Annotated in this window: 7 protein-coding genes; 1 reads left to right on the top strand and 6 read right to left on the bottom strand. The window is 61.8% G+C overall.

Going from position 1 to position 20,622, the window contains the following annotated elements; all coding sequences use genetic code 11:
• A partial coding sequence (locus U0S50_RS15090) for an integrase catalytic subunit (protein WP_322309565.1) occupies positions 1 to 93 on the top strand: 93 nt, incomplete at its 5' end.
• Here the strand turns inward: U0S50_RS15090 and U0S50_RS15085 are convergent.
• The 6 genes from U0S50_RS15085 to U0S50_RS15060 form a co-directional block, all read right to left on the bottom strand.
• Entirely contained in the window at positions 82 to 1,338 is a 1,257-nt protein-coding gene (locus U0S50_RS15085; RefSeq protein WP_322309559.1) for an MFS transporter, read from the bottom strand. The two genes, U0S50_RS15090 and U0S50_RS15085, sit on opposite strands and share 12 nt — an antisense overlap.
• A 431-nt stretch (positions 1,339 to 1,769) precedes the next feature.
• A complete protein-coding gene (locus U0S50_RS15080) occupies positions 1,770 to 2,339 on the bottom strand; it encodes a hypothetical protein (RefSeq protein ID WP_322309558.1) in 570 nt (189 codons plus the stop codon).
• Positions 2,340 to 2,424: 85 nt separating this feature from the next.
• The gene (locus U0S50_RS15075; protein ID WP_322309557.1) at positions 2,425 to 3,090 is read right to left on the bottom strand and encodes a hypothetical protein; all 666 of its coding nucleotides are present in this window, start codon (positions 3,088 to 3,090) and stop codon (positions 2,425 to 2,427) included.
• Positions 3,091 to 3,147: 57 nt separating this feature from the next.
• Positions 3,148 to 4,554, bottom strand: a complete 1,407-nt coding sequence (locus tag U0S50_RS15070) for a hypothetical protein (RefSeq protein ID WP_322309556.1) — start codon at positions 4,552 to 4,554, stop codon at positions 3,148 to 3,150.
• Between the two features lie 59 nt (positions 4,555 to 4,613).
• Positions 4,614 to 12,926, bottom strand: a complete 8,313-nt coding sequence (locus U0S50_RS15065) for a neuraminidase-like domain-containing protein (protein WP_322309555.1) — start codon at positions 12,924 to 12,926, stop codon at positions 4,614 to 4,616.
• 23 nt (positions 12,927 to 12,949) lie between these two features.
• Entirely contained in the window at positions 12,950 to 20,161 is a 7,212-nt protein-coding gene (locus U0S50_RS15060) for a SpvB/TcaC N-terminal domain-containing protein (protein WP_322309554.1), read from the bottom strand.
• Between the last annotated feature and the right edge of the window lie 461 nt (positions 20,162 to 20,622).

Below are 20,622 nucleotides of genomic sequence, written 5' to 3'. Positions count from 1 at the left end.
GCGCCGGAGGCCGTTCCATCGCCAGTGTCGCCCGCCGGTTCCGCTTCGCTCCACCTGCGGCCAACACTGGCGATGGACGCGTCAATGCACTAACAATCCCAGCGGACCACTCGGTGGGGGCCGGTCAATCGCAAAGAAGGTTCCCTCGGTTCGTTTCCCGCTTCTGCGTTCGAAATCCTCGACGACGTCGGCCACCATCGAATTCACGAGGATTGCGCAGATGATCGTGCCGAGCGAGGCCATCGTGCTGCAGAAGAAGAAGATGCGAAGAAAGTTGGTCGTATCGTTCACCGATGAGATGCCGCCGGTCAGTACCAGCAGGACGGGTATCAGTACAAAGAGGAGCGCGGTGAGCTTGGAAAAGCGGGCGGCATTCATCTTGCCGAACCGGCGCGCCAGAACTGGTGCCAGGTTCAGGGCGAGCAGTGCGGAGATCAGGCTGCTCGCCGCGATCATGCCGATCTGCTGGGAACTGAGCTGGAACAAATATGTGGAAACATAGACTTGCATCGATAGGACCAGCCCCTGGGCCATGGCATTGAACAGGGCCGCAATCGCAAGCACGAGGAATGCCTTGTGCGAGAAGGCCTCAATCAGTTGGCGCAGAAAATCCCGCTTCGGTCTCGTTGTCGCGGGCGCCTTGTGAAGGCGTGGGATATATTTGTGCGTGCCCAATGCGGACACCATGATGGACAGGAAGATAATGGCTGCGGCGACCAGGGCATAGGTGCTGTACCCTTCGCGATTAAGCTGTCCGATCGGTTGCTCCGCGCTGGGCTGCAGAAAGAAACGAAACGCCAGGATGGTCATGCTGACTCCGGCGATCCAGCCGAAGAACTGGCGAAATGCGAAAACCTTCGTTCGCTCGTCATAATCGGCTGTCAACTCGGGTGCGAGCGCGGACGAAGGAATTTCATAAATGGTGATGAAGCTGCGAACGATCACCGCAGCAAAAAAGAGATAGATGGCGACCAGCGTCTGCGAAACCTCTGGCGGGTGCCACATCATGATATAGGATGCCGCAGCGGGGAGAGCGGCCGCATACATGAACGGGTGGCGCCGACCCCATCTGGATTTCCAGTTGTCCGACATCTGTCCGACGATCGGATCGAGAATGGCGTCGACGATGAGCGCGAGAAAGATGATGATGCCGACGGTTTGCGCGGGCAAGCCGATGACCTGATTGTAGAAGATCAGGACCAGTGCCGTAAAACCCTGGTCCTTCACCCCGAAGGCGGCAGCGCCCGCCCCATAGGAGATTTTTGTCAGGCGCGGCAGCTGCGGCGTGCTTCTCGTATGATTGCCGACATGGCGGCCATTGTCCGCAGCATTTTTCACCCTTTGTCTCCCTCCGGGAAATTCGACCATTCCCTGTTGTGGCTGGTGCTTCCATCGTCGGGAGCGCAGCTTGCGCGAGGTTAGACATAAAATAATTTACACTGTCAATAATAAAGCGGACACTTTGGGGGTGTCAAAATATATCTTTTTATTACAAGTAATTAGTGTTGTTTTGTCCAGGGTATGGGACAGGGATACCGAACCTTCGTCAGCCGCAGTGGCAGTAGCAGCATTCGCCTGATTGGGGATCGCAGACCAATATCTTGTGGCCGGGCGGCCAGGCGTGATCGAGGCACAGCGCGTGAATTTGTTCGCGAACCGAGGCGCATGTTTCCTGCGGGCAATCCGGTGGGTCCCCCTCGCCAGAAAACAGATGATATGTATCGGCCATTGTCATTCTCCTGCTGGAACGGTGGAACGGATGAGAAAGGTCAAGCTTTCGGCTCTTCCCAACGGGTAAAGCCGGGTCGATCCGGATGGTCGCCGGGGCAGTTTTCGGTCGCCAGCCGGGCCTTGTTGGCGGTGATGCAACCGCACAGGCCGCATATGCGCTGCGCTGCGTCTCCCTTCGTAAAGGGGCGGGCAAGATCATAGATCGCTCGCTTGGGCGGATCGCGATGGTGGGGGCAGGCGGCGCACAGTGCCAGGCGGCGGCGATAGATATCGTCGCTTGCCGTCTCCATGCCCGATCTCGCCCATTGCCATAGCGACTTGGCAGCCTTGGCCAGTAGTTCGACGTTCGAAGCTTCCTCCTGGTCGGCAGGGGGGAGGGGCGGCGGGTTTTCAAGCAGCCTGTTCAAAAAGGCTGGTGCCGTGCGCGCAATGATCAGGTTGCGGGCATAGGCGCCATCGTGGACGGCGGCAACGAACACGGCCCTGGCGACCGGTTCTTGCAGCCCCAGAAAGGCGCCCAGCTCGGTGCAACCTTCCTCGATGCTGGCAAATTCATGAAACGGGCGCATCGCGGGCATGGCTGCGGCTCGATTGGGTCGTGCGGACATTGTCGTGTCTCCTTGGTCGCGCGGCGCGTCGTTACGCGGCGCAGGCCGGAACCTTGGGGGCGGCAGCGGAGCCACCCCGTTTTTGTCACGCCACCCCAGCCGGCTGGCGCGCCAGCCCGGCCGCGGCGAGCGCGTCGAAGAACAGTTGCAGGGCATAATCCCCCATCACCAAACCATGAGAGGACAGAAGGTGGCCGTCGAGATCGCGCGGCGGCTCGATGCCGGTCGCGATCGACCAGGCGAAGCCGCTGGGCAGCACGATGGCCGTTGCGTCGGTTACCGTGCAGCCTTCGCCGTCGGCGGTGCGAACGCTATCCCCCGACGTCAGGTCGCCCGCACGGGTCAGGCGGCCATCGTCGAGCAGAAACAATTGGTCGGCAAGGATCGTTAGACCGTCTGCAGGGTGGCTGCCGAGCCGGAGCACTGCGAAGTCGGCGTCGCTGCGTGCGAGACTCATGCCTTCGCTGAAGGCCAGCGGGACGGGGCACCAGTCGAGGTCGGGACCGGCGGCAAGCACCAGATCGCCGGCACAAAGCTGGCTGGTCCAGCGTGCGCCATCGGGCGTTTCGACGGTTACGACCCCAGCCTGCGCGCCGCAGCGGGTCCAGCATAATTGCTGGCTGTGCGAATTGAGGGTGAGCACCGGCTTGCCAGGTGGCAAGCCCTGGCTGGTGCAGTTGCGATTGACGCTGTTTGCAATCGTCGTCGCGAACGGGTCGGGACAGGGCGGGGCGGTATCGGGATCGAGCATCGGCAACCTCTGGCAGGGTGCCGGGGGAGCCGGACGGATGGCTCCCCCGACGGTGTCTTACTGGGCGGGTGGAACGAACGGCACGACCTCCGCACATTCGGGTAGCGGGAACATCTGGATCGAGTTGCGATAGGTTTCGATCCGGCATTCGAGTGTCGTCGGGCTGCACTCTCCCGACGGTATGTCATCCTTGGTCGGAATCTCTTTGAATAGCGATTCCATCTGGTTGACGGCGGTGAAGATCACGTTCGGATAAAGCGGGTAGAAGACGTTCATCAGCGCCGGGACGACATCATAATCGCACTGCGGCTTGCAGCGCAGACCATCGGCGCCATAGGGCGGATATTCGGCAAAGCGGTTTACCGAATATGCCATGAGCAAGGTCGTGGCTTCCCATCCAAGCATCGACGATCGCAGAAGTCCGCCCTGGATAAGGACGTTCTTTTGGCCGTCGAGCACCATCGAAAAGACGTTGCAATTGGCGTTGGGCCAATCGAGCACGAAGTTCACATCGGGGTAGAAACCCGAAAAGAGGCTGAAGGCCCAGCGCGTATATTCGACGACGCGGGCCGCCTCTGTCGGCGTGCGGTGTGGAACCAGGTCGCGCACTTCGGCGGCCTGGGTCGATGTAAGATAGCCTTCGATCTGGCTCGGGACGCCGAGTACATGGGCGTGATCGAGGTGCAGGTGAACGCGCTTGTTTTTCCAGAGTCGGCCCGAGCCGGCCTGCAACAATTCGGTGATCGGCCTTTCGGGCAGGCTTTGCCGCATGGGCAGGCCTTCGGCGGCGCGGTGCGCATCACTGCCCACCGTATCGTCGCGCGGCTCGACAGTCAGGCCCTGCTCGCCAAGGTCGTCGTAAAATAGCTGAACCGCATAGTCGCCCGAAATTATCCCTTGGGTGTTGATCAGATGACCGTCGAGGCTGGACGGCTGTTCGTGCGTGGTTGCGATATTCCAGACACCGCCGACATAGTTTCTGATTTCGGGCGTTTTGGTGATCTTGACCTCATTGCCGTCGGGATCGAGCAAAACGTCCTTGCTGGTCAGCATTTTGGCCCGGATCAATTTGCCGCCGGGCTGCAGGAATGTGTGGTCGAGCGTGACGATGATCGTCTGTTCCGGCTGGCCATAGCTGAGGAAGACCATCTGCGGCTGAACGCTGTCCGGCCCGGTACCATCGCTGAACTCGACCGGCATTTCGGTCCAATTGAAATTGGTGTCGGCGGCCAGAACCGGGTCGCCCAGCGCAAAGCTCTGAATGACCTTGGTGCCGTCGGGGATCGCGACGGGCGTGCCATAGGCAAGGCAGGAACAGGTGCAATTGCAGCATTCACCGGTCACCGGATCGCAGACGAGAACCAGATGATTGACCGGCCAGCCGTTCTTTTTGCAGGTGTTGTTGATCTGGCTGCTCACGCCCGAACAATGCTGGGCAGAACACATGGGTGTATCGTCGGCCATATTTTCCTCCTTCGATCAGCCCCTGTTTCCCCAAGGGCAACGGGTTTTGGCGTCCGACGCTATCCGCGCGTCGCTTCGTAAGTGACGATCATTCCGATGGTGCGGAGCGCCGTGGGATCGATCAGGCCGGTCGCGGGATCCTTGATGCCGTTCGGCACCCCCTCCTGTTCCACGGTCAGTGTCCAGGGCTGGTCGACCCAGTCGGCGATGGTGAGGTTTGCAAGCAGAGCGCTTGTCTTGTTGTCGAAACTCAGCGTCTGCGTCGTCGCATCACTGCCGCTGCCGATGGTCAGCGTTGCGATCAGCGTGCCGTCGAGGCTCCGGCCATCGCCCAGTTGCAATTCGACGTAGATTTCGCTGGCTTCGCCAATGGTCAGGTTGGCAGGCAACATGCTGCGCGCCGCAACGAACGAGAATTGCTGCTGCGTCGCGCCGCTGCCGGGGTTCAGGAAGGCGAACCATTGCGACGGGAATTCGAGCGCGCAGTTCAGCGCCAGACGGCCGAGATAGGGAACGTCCTGCAACAGGCCGCGCACATCGTCGGTAAAGAGTTGACCGCCGGCAAGCGCGGTGTAGCGCAGTTTCACGACGATGTCGGAAATGGTCGAATAGTCGATCCGGTTCGCTTCCTTCGGCATTTCCAGCCGCCAGCGTGAAACGGCGCCCGTGCCTTCGAAGGGCAGATAGCGTTCGTCGCCGAAATTGAGCGAGAACATGCCGGCGTCGTCGATACCGGTGGAGAGCGCGATCTGCTGGTTTGAGCGCCAGTTGACGCGCAGCGTGGCAAGGTCGGGTGTCTGTGCGGTCTGCCCGAGCAGGAAGGCGACGCCGTTCAGCGAGGGTTTGATCAGTGTCTGGCTGCCGAGCTGGGTCAGGGTGGCGTGGATATTCTGATAGGGGCCGACCAGCGCCGGGATGGTGATCGACACCGATTTGATCTGCCGCGCATATTGGCCGGCGAAGTCGAAATCGAACATCGCCTCGTCGAACGCGAATTCGCACACGCCCTTGTTCTGCAAATCCATCACCGCGCGCGGGAAAAGGGAGAGCAGCGAGACCGTCTTTTCGATTTCGAAGGGACGGGTGTTCCGTTCGACATAGGCCTTTTGCATCTGGTTGAGGCTGAGCATCAGCTGCTCGCCCGCCAGCAGGCCTTTGTGGGTGCCGTCCCAATAGGCGAAGCTGATGAAACTGTCGGTGGTGTTGAGTTCGTACTGGAAGGCAAGCTCGGCCCCCATCGCCATTTCCAGCGCGACGCGATAGGCTTGGAAATAGACCCCGCTCAGTCGCCCGACCATCCATTCGTAAAGTTCGGCATTGGTGAATTTGCTGGTCAGGAAATTGTCGACCTCGATCGATTGCGCGATCGTTTCTTCATGGATGCGCAGCTGCTGGGTGGCGCTTTGCAGCTGGATTTCGGCCGCCTTGATCTGGCTGTCGATGACCTGAATATCGAATTCGGCCTGGGTCAGCTGTTGCTGCCATTCCTCGGCGCGGCGTTCATATCCGGCGACGGTCAGGCTGACGCTGCCGATCACGCTGAACAGGCCGCTGACCGTTTCAAAGGCGGCGGCAGCGGCGTCGAGGCTCGACCCCACCTGCACCCCGCCATAGGTCATGGCGAAGGGCGAACCGACATTGGGCGCCAGGTGCGCGATGGCGGAGGCGGTCTTCATCACGCCTGCGGTGGTGGAGAAAATGCCCGCGAGCACGGTCGACGCGATACTCAGCCGCTCGGCCGGGGACAGGCCGGTGTCGAGCAGCGTCTGATAGAAGCGCTTGCGGGTGTCGGCCGCCTGGCGGCTGATCTGCAAACCCGCGATATTCTGGGTGATTTCGTCGATCTGAAGCTGCCGCACTTTGGTCGTCATGTTCAGGATGCGCAGTTCCTGTGCGGCGCGCAGGCGGCTCAGCGCCTCGGCATCCTTTTTCTCGAAGGCGGCAAGCAACTGACTGCCGATCTGGGTCAGCTGGCTGGTGAAATCCTTTGCGATCCCGATGACGACATCGAAGCGGTAGGGCAGCACTCCGGCCTGGGGCTGCTGCGCAACCTGCGGTCCGGCGCCGCCCGCCCCGGCGCGCACCAGCGCATTGACGTCGAGCGGCGGTTCGAAGAGCGCGAGCGGGCGCATCACGCCCTGGATATTCATGCAGTTGCGGATCTTGAAAAGCCGGTCTTCGACCTGATCCCAATAGCCGAGCAGTTCGCTGTTTTCGGGGGCGCAGAAATAGGTGTTGAGGTCGTTATAGGGAACATAGCGGTCGGCCTGGCCGGGGGTTGCGGCGGGTGCCACCGGCGGCAAGGCATTTTCCAGACCGATCAGGAATTGCGGAATTTCGGTGCCATACTCCTTCAATATGTCGGCGAAGGTCATTGGCGGCTGCGTGGAGCAGGGGCCGACATCGACCGGCCGCGGGCCGAGCAGGTCGAGCGCCAGCGTATAGAGCAGCGTCGCGACGGTAATCGATTCCCAAGTATCCTTGGTGAATTCGTAATCGCCCCAGCGCAGCAGATTGTCGGCATAGCGCATGATGATCGCCTTTTGGTACGCGGTCTGGCGCAGGCGGGCGATCGCATTGGGGTCGAAGGGGTCGTTGTTATAGACGGCGAGCTGCGCCGGGCTGCTCAGCGAGGCAAGCAAGGTCTCGACGGTAAAGTCGCGGAAATGGACAAAGCGCCAGAACCGGTCGAGCGGCGTCGCGGCGGTGGGATCGGCATCGGCGGAAATAGTGGGGTCATAGATATAGTTCAGCCAGTCCTGCGCCTCGGCGAAACGCTGGTTGGCCTGAAGCTGGTTGGCGACCAGCCAGGGCGTGAAGAAGAATATCTCCCAGAAATAGGTGCCATAGGGTCCGTCATAATCGATGGTGTCGCCGTCGGGGATCGGCGGCGGCTGGGTGTTCGCGCCGGGGCCGCTGGCCGGCGATTGATAGAAGCGGCTGAACGGATAGAGCGGGGTTTGCGGCGTCACCTGCACATCGACCGACAGCAGCATCGGTACGCCGCCCGCGAATAGCGCCCGGTTCATGCGCGTCGCAGCGCCGGTGCTCAATCGCTGGAACGACCATTTGAAGGCGCCGAAGGTCTGCGGCGTTGCCGAATAGAGCAGCGGGACGAGGTCGGTTTCATTGGTCTGGCCCGACATGTCGCGCTTGACGCGGGTAATCTCGCTCAACAGCTTGATTCCGGTTTCCATCGAGCGGACGAGAAAACTCTCATCGCCATTGCCGAAAATGTACCAGAAAGGCTGGTTGTCGACCGGCACGGTGATGCTGGCGCGATCGGACACGTTATAGAGCAAGGGCAGCGGCGCGGTTGGCGGCGTCAGCGTATAGGGTGCGCCCTGGCCGACATAATCCATCGCGAACAGATTTTCGATCTGCGCCATGCGCAGTGTCGGCACCGTACCCGACGGCTGCACGACGCGCGGGATCAGCGGCACATAGCCATAGATTTGATCGCCGTTGTAGCTGCCGTAGTTCAGCATCACCGTGCGGGTCAGCGAATGGTTGAGTGCATTGCCGATCAGCGATGAGGGATTGACGAACGTATAGCCTTCCATGCCCTTTCCGGTTGCGGCCACCGACAGGTCCGACGATTGATAGATGGCGGTGGCGAGCGTGAAGGCTTCCGGATTGGGGATATTCTGCTGCGACGGCGGTGTCGGTGGGGCCGGGCTGCCCGAGGGCAGGGCGAAAAATTGGCCATAATCGATCAGGATCGCGCCGTCGGCCATATTGGTGCCGGTCAGCACCAGCGGCGATACCTTGTGCCACTGGATTTGCGACATCACGAAGGTCGCGGGATCGACCTGATCGGTCTTGTACCCGTCTTGCATCGGGTCGAAATTGGTGACCAATTCGGTCATCGTCTGCGGCGGGGTCCAGCGGCCGGAAAAATTGATGAAGCTGTAGCGCAGCGAGGCGCGCGTCACCTGTGCGCTTTGCGCGCTTCCTCCCGATACCTGCGAAGCGGCGGCATTGTTCGGTTCGACCCAGAAAAGGAAAAGGCGGCCGAACGCATGGACCGGCGAAACCGTGGGCGCACCAATGGTCGCGTCGATCTTTTCCCACGCCGACCACAGGCCGGCGTCATATTGGCGCTGGAGATAATAGGTATAGGGTTCGGTCGCGGTGCGGCCGATCAGGAACAGCGTGTTGACCAGCGTGTTGGCGCTCGTCGGGCTTGGCGCGGGCCCGTAAAAGGCGGCGACCTGTTGCAGCGCGGCCAGTTCGGCAAAGCCGTCGAAATATTCGATATAGCTGTCGTTGACCGTCTCGGGCGTGATCTCGTTGGCCGACAGGCCGTCCTGGATTTTGGAGAAGAGCGGGGTCTTGTCCTTGCGCAGTTCGGGCTGGACGTAATTTTCGGGATAGAGGAAGATTTTCCGGTTCGCCTCCCAGGTCCGGTAATTGGACAGCCAGGGCCACCAGCTTTGCGGAACGGGATCCTTGGTGATGCCGGGTTCGAGCATCATGCGCGCGCGTTGCATGTATAACTGCACCGACAGGATCGCCTGTTTGATATAGGAAATGTCGGCGCATCCGGTCATTTCCACGTCGATCAGCAAATAGGTGTAAAGATCGTCGATCGTCTGAATGTTGGGAAAATCGGGCTGCAGGACGACGATCGCATAACCGGCGAGCGCGTCGCGCTTGGCACTGTTCAACGTGTCGACGACGGGGCGATAGGCGGCGGGCCATTCCTCGCGGGTGTATTTAGCCTTCAATATGCCAAGCGCGATCGCCGATGCGTCATTATAGCTGGCCCAGCTCTCGTCAGTGACGGTGGGGGGCAGGGCGTTGAGCTGCGCCAGGGTCAGCAGCGCATTGACGTCGGTGCCCAGCCGCCGGCAGAGGTCGAACACGCGCTGCATCCGTACAATGCCATTGACCGTATTATAGCCCGTGCCGGTAGCGAAAAAGGTCTGGACCAGCGTGCAGATCTGGGCCTGGCTCCACCCGGTGATTGAGGCAAGCAGCGCGAATTTCGGATCGGCGGTGCACCCTCCGGTCGCCGGCATTTCGAAATAGGCGATCAGCTTGGAATGCACATCGCGAAATTCGCGCGTCAGCGTCTTGAAACGCCACAGGCTCTGCACCGATGCCAGGCTTGGCGGCGTTTCCAGACTGACTCCATAGGCGTCGGGATTGCGCAGGATTGCCGCAATCTCGGCCGCCGACAGGTCCAGTTCGCGTGCCATGACCAGCGCGCGATTGAGAATGGTGATAAACTGGACGAGGTCGGGCGGCGGGAAGGGAGCGTCGGGGTCGCTGGGCGGCGGTTGCAGGAACGCGGCGACATAATCGGCGGGGCCGACTTTCTGTGCGATGGTAGGGGCAATCGCCAGCACCCGGTCTGTCGATGCACTGAGGAAGCGGCCAAGCTGTTCACACAGGCTTGATTGCTGGGTGCCGTGGTTCGGATATTCCACACTCGGCGCTCCGCCGAAGGTCTCTAGTATCTCGACGACATGTTCGATCCGCCGTTTCACAAGGAGCAGGATTCCGCGGACCTGCGAGATCATGATCTCGCGCTGCGTTTTCTCCACTTCGGGGAACAGATAGGAGAGGTCGGTGTCGCGGTTGAAGGCGCTCGACAGGACACCATGTTCCAGTAGCACGCCCTTTGCCGTGAGTTCGGTGAATGCCGATTGGGACTGTTCGACCGAAATGTCGGGCGTGACGAAGCTGGCTTCGGTGAGTGGATCGACAAAGGCAACGGCTGTAAAGTCGATCGCCACCTGTAAAACCACGCCATAAGCGTTGATGAACGGCGTCGGGGCGGATTCCAGGTCCGTGTAATAGGCTTGCGACATGTCGGCGGTAATGTCTTCGTTGACGAAGCTCGCGTCCGTCATCAGCCATGCCGCTGCCTGCGCCCAGTTTGTGGTAAGAAAGCCGGCAATCTTTTCGACCGTCAGGCCGGGGTCGAATTGTCGGCCGCTTTCCCCCTGCATTGCATATTCGAGCGCAAAGGGATTGATCCCGCTCCGTTTGAGCCAGCTTGCATCCTCCGCGACCGCGAAGGCATCCAGCAGTGTTTCGATCCGCGTTATCCCGATCAGATCGAGCAGCTTCAGATAGCTTGCGACCGGAATACCCGTGAGCGAAGCCATGCGCGCATAGCCGTAGAGGAGCGACATGTTCGGTACCGTCAGCGGTATGATGCCGTCGCTGATCCCCAGCGCCAGCAGCCCCTGCTGGCCGATCAGTGTCAGATCATCGTCGCTGACCCGCAGCCCCGCGGCCAGCCGTCCGCGCGTTTCGGGCCGCTGGTCGAGCCGTGAATCGACCGTCCATTGCAGGAGCGGGTCTGTATAGAGCGGATTGCGGTCATATTGTGGGTGATAGACCGGCAGGGCGTCGTCGGTGAGCCCTTCGGAAGGATAGACGATCATCGATACGGCGCTGGCGCTTTGGGTGAACGCCTGGGACACGGTGATCGTATTTGTGCCGACATCGACGGCAGACACGATCCGCAGTTCGCCATCGATGCGTACGCGCATACCGGGTTTGACGGCCGAAAAATCGGTGCCGCTGCCGGCGATGGTGGTCGTCGCTGCAATACTGACCGTGCCCTTGGCGGTATAGGGCGGCAGCGCCCCGGCCGCGACGCCCAGAAAGCCGGGGCTGTTGAACAGGCGGTCGAACAGGTCCACCGGATCGGCCGGGTCCTTGACTCCGATGGTCGCGATGTCGCCGACCAGCGCAAGCGTTTCGGGCACGGTGCTGCGAAAGCGCTGGTTGAAGAGAGCAATGCCGCCCAGTGCCTCGATCGCATTGGCGTTGATCGTGTCGCCAACCGCTTCGAGCACGAGATTAAGATCCTTGAACGCAATGCCGCTGATCCGGCTCAAACGGACAAAGCGGTTGAGCCGGTCGAGCGTCCCGAGCGATTGATTGGCGATCCGGTTGACCGGTTGCGCGGGATCCGACCGGTCGATTTCCGTCCGCAGATATTGGCCCGCGCTGTTGGCGCCATTGATGAAAAAGCCGTCGGCGATCCCGGCCGCCAGCTCGGCGGTATCGAGATCCTGCACCAGCAGGTCCTGAAGCTGATCAAAGCTGAGCCCGGTTCGATAGTTGAAGTTGACGCTCCACGACAGGTCGTTCAGCGGATAGATGGTCATCGCGGCGTCGCTCGCCGCTGTCAGCCAGGGGCTGTCGACCGCCAGCGCGGTGTCGCTGTCGACCTTGACGACGACGCGGCGTTCGGCGCCAATCTGGACCGCGTCGCCTGGAAAAACCTGCGATACAAAGCTGGTGCCAGTGCCCGTCACCGCCGCCGATGCCGCTGTCACCGTGACCGTTCCTGATGCGGCCATAGTCAGGATGCGGCCATCGGGAACGCCATATTGCGCGCCGATCGCCGCTGCTGTGTCGAGGCTTGTCGAAACCACCTGATACTGGGTCGGGCTGACGCCGATCGCTTCGCTTCCCAGCGCGAACAGCGAGGGAAGCGCGGCCTCCGGATTCCCGTCTGCGGTGCCGATACAGGCTTCGTAAACCTGCCACAGCGCGCTGCCCAGCGTGTTCAGATAGGCGCGGATCTGGGCGAGCGGCAGGTTGAAAGGCAGGGCGAAGGGATAGGGAGCCCCGGCAAGGGTGAAAAAGACGTCGGGCGACGGTTCGCGCTGGTTGATGCTGGCGGTCAGGACTTCGTTGACGATCTGGAGAAAGGGCACCAGATCGTTGGTCATCGCGCAGGTCAGCGGGATATTCTCTATATCCGGGCGGCGCTCGAACAGGTGATAGCCATCGGGAATGTCGGGGTTGTAGGTGGCATTGTCGAGATATTGAACGACGACGCGCAGCATGTCGGCCAGATAGGCGGCAGGTCCGAACATCGATGCGCAATGTTCGCACGAACAATAATCGAGCGATCCGAAAAAATCGGCATAGCTGGGAATGGAATAGAGATAGTCGAGCGCGCCATCATCGATGTTGCTCATCCGCCCGCTCATATAGTGGGGCGATCCGATGCTGTTGTGGAACGCGGCCCACAGGTGGCGGGTGCGGATCTTGGTTTCCACCGCCCGTCGGTGCAAGGCGGCAAGGTCGGCGTCATTCAGACCGAGCGCGCCAGCATAGCGGTCGATGAACACGGCCTCTGGCTGATGCGCGATGTCGTGGGCGGACTTCAGCCCGTGCAGGACCAGCCGCTGCGCGACCTCCTTGCTGTCACTCAGGCGCAGAACGCGCTGATAGAGGCGCATCGTCGCAAGGTCGGTTTCCCGGTCGAGCCCGGTCCAGTCCAGCGCCCCGACTTTGTCGGGATGGATCAGATCGGCGGTTAACAGGTCGAAGGTCGGATTGCGCACCTCGAAATCGGTGAACATCGGGCCGGCAATCGCTGCGAGGCTAACCATATCAAGACCTCCATCCTGCGCGTTCACAAATCATCGGACGAGAATTGGAACTGCGACGACGAAACCGTCGCCTTCTTGGCAAGTTTTTGAACTTTGGCGCGTCGGTTCGATTTCAGGATGCCGCCGTCGCGGAACTTATATGCCTTGCTCACCCGATCGAGCTTGAGCTTATGCGCCTGAAGTTCCTTCTTTTTCTGGGATGTGGAGATGTCGAAGATCTTGACCGGCTTGCCCTTCGAACGATCTTCCAGTTCCAGCCAGCCATATCCCGCCGCCTGCAAGGCGCTGGTGTCGGTGATGTCGAGGCCGAGTTGATTGGCGGTGATCCGCTTGATCAGTCCGGTTACTGCTGGCACTTCGGTCGAAAACAGGCTGCCCATATTGCCTGCGGTCAGGGTATGGAACAGCCCCTCGTGCAGCCCGATCATCCCCTTTGAGCTGCTGCCGCGGGTGGTCAGCGCAAAGTTCATCGTCTCGACCGCGAGTTCGGGGTGGATCGATTTCAACTGCAAGTGATGGGTTTCGAACGGGCTGGAAAATTCGAGGCCAAAATCTTCGTCGGAGACGACCTTGGTCAGATGGCTGCGGGTAAGCGCATAATCCTTGCGCATGTCGCTGCCGGTGGAAGGGAATGTCAGACGGGAATTGGCGGTGTCCCAATAATTGGCGAGGACCGGGTTGTTGAAAAAGAACAGCCCGCCGAACTCGCTGAACTTGTCGACGATGGTTTTTTCCAGCGTGGGCGAGAAGCGCTGGTTTTCATCGGCGAACAGCAAGGAATTGGACATCCGTATTTCCTGACTCTCGTACAGGGCGACGACGGAGTTGGCGTCCCATTCTTGCGGTGTCAGGAAACGATATTGCGTGTCGATGAGGTTCAGCCAATAAGCCTCCTCCTCCGGCGTCAGCGGGTTGTTGCCGGTCCGGTCGACCAGCGTTGCCGGATTGTTGTCGGCATAGGTATAGAGGTTGATGCGATCGACCGGCCCAGCAGGATCGGGCGTGATCCAGCGCCCCATCCACGGCGAATAATATCGCGCGCCGAAATAATAGAGGCCGGTGGCGCGGTCGAGTTCCTTGCCGGTAAAGCGATAGCGCTTGCGCTCCACTTCTGCGGTGTTGACGCCTCCGACCACCGCCGCCGCGCCATAGGGATAATATTCCTCATAGCTGATGATCTGCGCCTGGTCGTCGACCTCGAAATTCACCGAGCCGAGCAGGTCGTCGAGCTGGTAGCGAAAGGTGCGCGGGCCGTCCGGTTGGTCGATCGGCTGGGTGGCATTGGTGACGAGCACGCATTGACCGGCGACGACCAGTTTCAGCGATACCGTCTGTTCGCTGGGCTGCTCGCCCTCCGCTGCGGCGCGGACGATCACGACATCGCCGATATAGAAACTGTCCTCGATCCGGTTGCCGCTGGCGGTCAGGCGCTGCACCAGCTTGCGCATGCGGCGTCCGCCCGGGTCATAGCTGAACCAGGCGGCGTCGGGGTCGCCGCTGGCGCGCGGGGTGATCACGGCCGAGGCCAGCGCATTGCGGAAATCAAAGGCGAGCGCGGACAGGTCGGGGTCGGGCACCGGTTGCCGCAGGCCGATCAGATTGCCGGTCGCGTCATAGAAATCATCGGGGGTCTTGCCGCCCTCGATCATATCGGCGGGCACTGCGTGGTTGGAGGTTGCAGCGACGGCGAAGTCGCTCGTCCCGCTGCCCGCGCTGCTGTTCGCTGCTGTCCGTATCCGGGTGATATTGCCCGACAGGTCATAGGTGAAGCTGCGGCGATAGGGTTCGAGCTGGCCGGGCGCATCGGGGACCTGCTGGCGCCCCGTCGCCTCGATCAGCGCATAAATGGCGTCATAGCTGTAATTGTGCGCGCCGCTGCTTGTCTGTCCGTCAAAGAAACAGACCGGCTGGGTCGCGTCGGTCATGTTGCTGACATTGCCGACCGGATCATAGGTGTAGCTGACATCCTGAAGCAGGCGCGCATCGGCGCTGCGCACCGACTGGATGCCGGTCAGGCGATAGGTCGCCGGGTCATAGCGATAGTCGGTGCGGACGCCATTGGCATAGGCGGCCACCCGCCGGCCGCCCAGTGCGTTAAAGCTCTGCGCCGCGATCACTGGTGTCGGGGCGGCGGCGCCGGGCAAGGCGACCGACAGGGCGCGCAGCCAGCCGTTCAGATAGCAGGAATATTGCGTCTCGCTGCCGTCGGCATTACCGGCGCGCTGAATCTCGCCCAGCGCATTGCGTTGCCAGCTTTGCGGCCAGCGTTCGGGCAACATCGGCACCGCTGCCGGATCGTCCCAATCGGGCAGGCTCTTACCGTCCCGGGCCAGCTGGGTGATGGTCGATTGCGGTTCGCCGGACAGGTCATAGCCGCCGACCTCCACCACCCCCGCCTCGCCATAGCTGCGCACGATGCGGTTGACGCTGCGCGTTGCAGGGGCGGTGCCATATTCGTGGCGCTCGACGATCTGGTCGATCCCGCCGCCAATGACCCGCTTGTCGATTTCGCGGTGCAGCGTGTCGAAGGTGGTGCTCAGCCGAAAGCCACGCGCGTTCCAATGTTCGATCATGCCGCCCAGCGCGTCGGTCAGGATCGTCGCGAGTCCCGCATCGGCGCTGTGCGAGGACAGGACGGCTCCCGCCATGTCCAGAATATTGACGAAATTGAACGCGCTTGGCGTGTCGGGGTGGGCGGGGTCATAGAAACGCGGGTCGGCGATGCGCAAATTGTCGCCCGCCATATTCACCCAATAGGAGGTGATCATCGAAAAGCGGCCGATGGTGCCATTGTCGTCGAGCGTGTTGATCTGGGTTTGCTGGATCTTGTTGCCGCGCGGATCGACATCCCAACTGGTCGGCGTGTCGGCAAGCAAGGCGGTCCTTTCCAGCGCGGCGCGCAGTTCGGGCGTTGCCGGGCCATTGTCGATCACGATCCGGCGATAGGGTTCGGAAAGCAGGACATTGTCGTCCTCGTCGCGGATCACTTCGCTCCAGGCGTGATAGGCGGTGGTACGGAAATAGCCGTCGGGCGTGTCGGTGCGGACCAGCCGTCCCGCAGCATCATAGATATAGGCGGTGAAGGGGGCATCGGGCACCGGTCCGAAGCCCGGGGTCGCGGCGAAATAGGCCGCATAGCGGCGGACGGGCTCGCCGCGTTCATTCAGCAGCGTGCGGTTGGAAACGATCCAACTAAGCGGGTCTTCGCCGTCGCTGGCCGCGGGCGGGGCATCGCCGGGCGCAACCGCCGCGCTGTCCACCGCCGTCACGGTGCCGGACGGACGGCTGGAGGCGTCGACATAATCGACCGTGCGGCGGATGGACGAAGGCGGTGCGGGGCTGCCGTCGGCGCGATAATACCAGTCGATGCGCGACAGGCTGACGCTGTTCACCGGCGTCCCGTCGCGTTCCCAGGCGAACAGGTCATAGGCGAAAAAGCTGCTCGCGCCCTGCAGATATTTTTCCGGGTCGGCGAGCACTGCGGCGCCGGTCGCGAGCGGCTGTTCGACATAGTCGGCCAGCGGCTGGTTGCCGTTGAGGACGCCGTCCTGCCGGTCATAGCGGGTGGCGACCACTACCTGGCCCAGCGGGTCGAAGCACACCTCTGATACCGTGCCGTTGAGGTCGGTCACGGCGGCGGTCTTCATCGCCTGATAGTCAAAGCGGGAGCGGACCGTCTGGCCAAGTGCGTCGGTGCTGCTGATCGCCGCCAGCCAATAGGCGTCATAGCCATAGCTGGTTTCGGCGCCGAACGGGTCGGCCGTGGTGTTCAGCGCATAATAGCTGTCCGCCCCGCCATAATGGGCGATCTCGCCGGGGTTCCACCAATAGCCATTGCTGGCGTCGAACAGATAGCCGCCGCGCCCGGTCAACAGCGCCGGTGTAACGATCGCCGGGTCATAGACATGATCGACCAGCGTTTGCGGGAACAGCGCATGGCTTTCGTTATAGAGCAGCGCTTCCGGTGTGATCTGGCCGAGTGGCAGGGCGGCGGTCCGCTCGGCGTTCCAGAACAAGGTTCGGCGCCAATGCTCGACCCGTGCCGCGGGGGTGGCGGGCGGGAACGGCTCGCCGAATGCCACACTGTTATCCAGCGCCTGCGCTACCTGCGTCCGGCATTGATCGAAACTGAAATAACGCCCGGGCGCGGGGGAGAGCCCGTTCAACGTATAGGCGATTTCCTCATAATCGCGGCCGATCAGGTGAAAGGGGGTTTCGACATTGATGAAGCGGGTGCGGGTGGCGGAGGCGAGCAATATCTGTTGCCGGGGCGGCGCTCCGGCTGGCAGCGTCCGGCGGCCATAACAGATGTCGGCGGTCAGGACCGGCAAACCAAAGCCATCGCTTTCCAGTGTAAAGCTGTGCGTGATGCGCGGATCGTCCGCCGCCGCTTCATATTGGCTCGTCGCATTTTCGCGCGGCACGATCTGGAACACGGCATAATGGCCGTCGACCCGGGGCTGCAGCATGCGAACATAGCGGTTCGACTGGGTGACGCTGAGCGGGGCAGCGCCGGGCATCCCCTGCTCGTCGATCTGGTAAAGCTCCTGGCGCAGCTGCGATCCGGCGAGCGCGGCGCAGGCCTGGCGGCGGGTCTCGGCGTCGCTGGCCAATATGTCGGGGGCGAACTGGTCGGGCGGCAGGACCAGCGCATCGGGCCCTTCGGAAAACCAGTCGGCGCGCGCCTCTGCTGCCAGCGCCGGGCCGAGCACAAAGGCGCCGCTTTCGAACCAGCTGCGGGTAAAGGCGCCGCGCACCGGTCGCGCGCCCGCGGCTGATGGGGCCTGAACCTGGACCGGGGCGGGAAATTGCCAGATATCGTCGCCGAAACGCTGGGTGTCCTGGCTCTGGCTATAGGCAAAGCCCAAAAATTTGCGCTCGACCGGATCGAAATAGCCGTCGCGATATTCGCACGCCCGCTGGGCTGTCGTCACCGCCACCAGATCGGTGTCGATCATCTGGGTCAGCAGCCAGATCGGCGTCGGCAGGCGCGTGACCCAGGGGGCGCCTTGTGCCCGTGCCGCAAGATAAAAGTCGGTCGAACTGCGAAAGGCGAGCTCGATCAGCCGCCCGCAATGATTGTCCACCCGGCGCAGCAGCTTCGGCCGGGTCCGGGCCGACAGATCGATATAGAAATGGCGCACCGGCGCCCCGGCGCGGCAGATCACCAGACAGCTGCTGCCATTGCCGAACACGTCGGCAACCGACAGCTGGTCGGTGTCGGAAAGATCGATCGGGATGTCGACGCGGATCGGCGCTGCAAAGGCGTTGCCCGATTCGTTGCGATAGATTTCGATCGTCCCGGGATAGACCAGCAACAGGCTGGGATAACCGCTGCCATCGACATCGGCCCACAGCACACGGTCGAGGCGAAGCTGGGTGGAAAATATCGGCGCGCCCGCGAACGTCACCGGTGCCGCAAAACGGCCATGCCCCAGGTTCGGCCAAGCCTGGACGCGGCCGCTGGTCAGGATCAGCCGGGCCGGGACGCCGTCGCCGAAAATATCGACAAAGCCGACAAAGCCCGATTGCCCGTCCCTATCCTGCTCGGGAACCGCGGTCTCATTGGGCGCGGCGCGCGGCGGGCCATAGCCAGCATCGGACAGCGAGGGATAAAAGCGCACGCGGCCAGGGGCTGGCGCGTAAAGATCGGCGAGCCCGTCGCCGGTAAGGTCGGAAAAGACGCTGTCATCCTGCAGGAACCCCGACGGGAAGCGCCGGAAGCTGCGAAAGCCGCGCCAGCCGCCATGGCCGTCGTTGGCATAGAAACCGGCGCGCGCCGCGGTGCCGACCACCAGGTCGAGCGCGCCGTCGCCGTTGATGTCGATCAGCCCATAGCCGGGCTGCTCCAGCCGGAACTCGCTCGGCGCCTGGGGCAGCAGAACCGGATCGTCATAGCGCCCCTCGCCCAGCGGGCGCCAGTACAGAAGGCTGGTCGCCGACGCATAAAGAATGCCCGGAATTCCGTCGCCATAAAGATCGACCAAGCGATAGAGGCCGCCGTCGAGCATCCCCGGGAAATCGGTTTGCCCGGCGCATTGCAACTCGCCCAGCGCATAGGCTTCGGGTTGAAAGGGCACATAATCGAAACCGGTCGCCGGGGCCGGGCGGACGGCATAGGCGCCGCCAGCATAGCGATAGCCGCTGCGCTGGGCGGACAATATCTGCGATCCGGTCGCGTCATCCGAATATTGAAACTGCGTCACCGCGGTCACGCACTGGGCGATTCCGGTTTCGGCCGGAAAGGCATGGACCATCAGTACCGCATTACAGCGCCGATAGGTGCGGATCTCGAACCCCGATCGATAGCTGGAAAAAGGATCGGGCCGCACCGGCCAGGGACGGGACGGCAACAGGTCGGGATTGTCGGCCAGCGCCGCAAGATCATATTCGCCATAGTCGAACAGGATGTGGAAACCGAAGGTCTCCGTCCCCGCGGCTTCGTGATAATTGCCATAGGAGATTCGCTCGATATAGCGGCGGGCGCGATGGTCGCGCCCGCGATTGGCGAGCGTGTCGGGCACATTTTCGCCATTTTCGGCCTTGTAGCGATATTCGGTCCGGTTGCCGTGGGTGTCGGCATGGCTGTCGATCAGCCATTCGAAAATATGGGTGGGGGCGGCCGGGTCATAGACGCGGCTCAGATCGTTGGTGCCCAGCAGCGTCTCGTTCGACTGGGCATCGACGATCCGCCAATGGCTGATCCCCGTCGCCATGTCCTCCCAATGTTCGATCAGGTCGAACGCGGTCTCGACGCGCGGGCGATAGGGGGTGACCCGATATTCGACATCGGCGCCGCCCGGCCCGCCGGTGACGTAGCGGGTTGCGGGACGCCAGGTGCCGGGCGCGCTTTCCTCATATCGGGGTACCAGCTGCTGCCCCGCGAACAGGAAGCGGTCGCCGCCGGCATATTGCGGGATGCCGGTATCGGTCTGACGGCTGATCGCGGGCAGCGTCAGCGAAAAGCCGACGCCGAAAATCCCGTTCGCCGAGGCGGTGCTATATTGCAGCGCCAGTTCGGGCGTCGATCCGCGCCCCGGCGTGGCGGGAAGGGGGATCGCATAGATTGGCGAACCGGTCGCGGGGTCGGATTGCAGCGCCTCGCTATAGCCGCTCAGACGGCCGCCTTCCGGCAGAACGATCTGCGGCGCGCGAACGGCTGCATCGGAGCCGCGTTCCGGGGAGCGGGCGGCATCTTGCGCAACGCCATAGCCATCAGGCTGGGCAAGCTCCATATGCCAACCACCCCCTCCAACAGAGACCGTTCAATATAACTAAATAATTCATCGACATATTGGCGCGATAAGTTTTGAACTTATTGTGATATTTCACGTTCGACGAGGTAAAATTTGGTATATTTTGTTAGTTTTCTTGATTCTCGATATTGTGAAATGTTCACACCACGTCTTATCAAGCGCAACGGGAACATGTTTCATATCTGATGCAATGGCCAAGGGAGTCCGTTGTCATTTCGGAAAATAGATCCATTGCGTCGTCAATTGACGACCGGTCATGGCCTTTTGGCGTGGATGGCCATGTTATTTCTTTCGCGCAATTCTTGTACGATCGAAGCGAAAGCCGGCATTCCTGTCCCGGTTCCTGAAACGATGCGCTTTGGCGGACGGGGCTTTGCGGCGGGGAATGGATCGGGATCAGCTGATGTCGCCACGACGCCGGGCGGCGCTGATCGGCCGCC

Source organism: Sphingopyxis sp., from assembly GCF_034380315.1.
Classification (GTDB): Bacteria; Pseudomonadota; Alphaproteobacteria; order Sphingomonadales; family Sphingomonadaceae; genus Sphingopyxis.
This window is presented reverse-complemented; position numbering and strand designations above follow the sequence as displayed.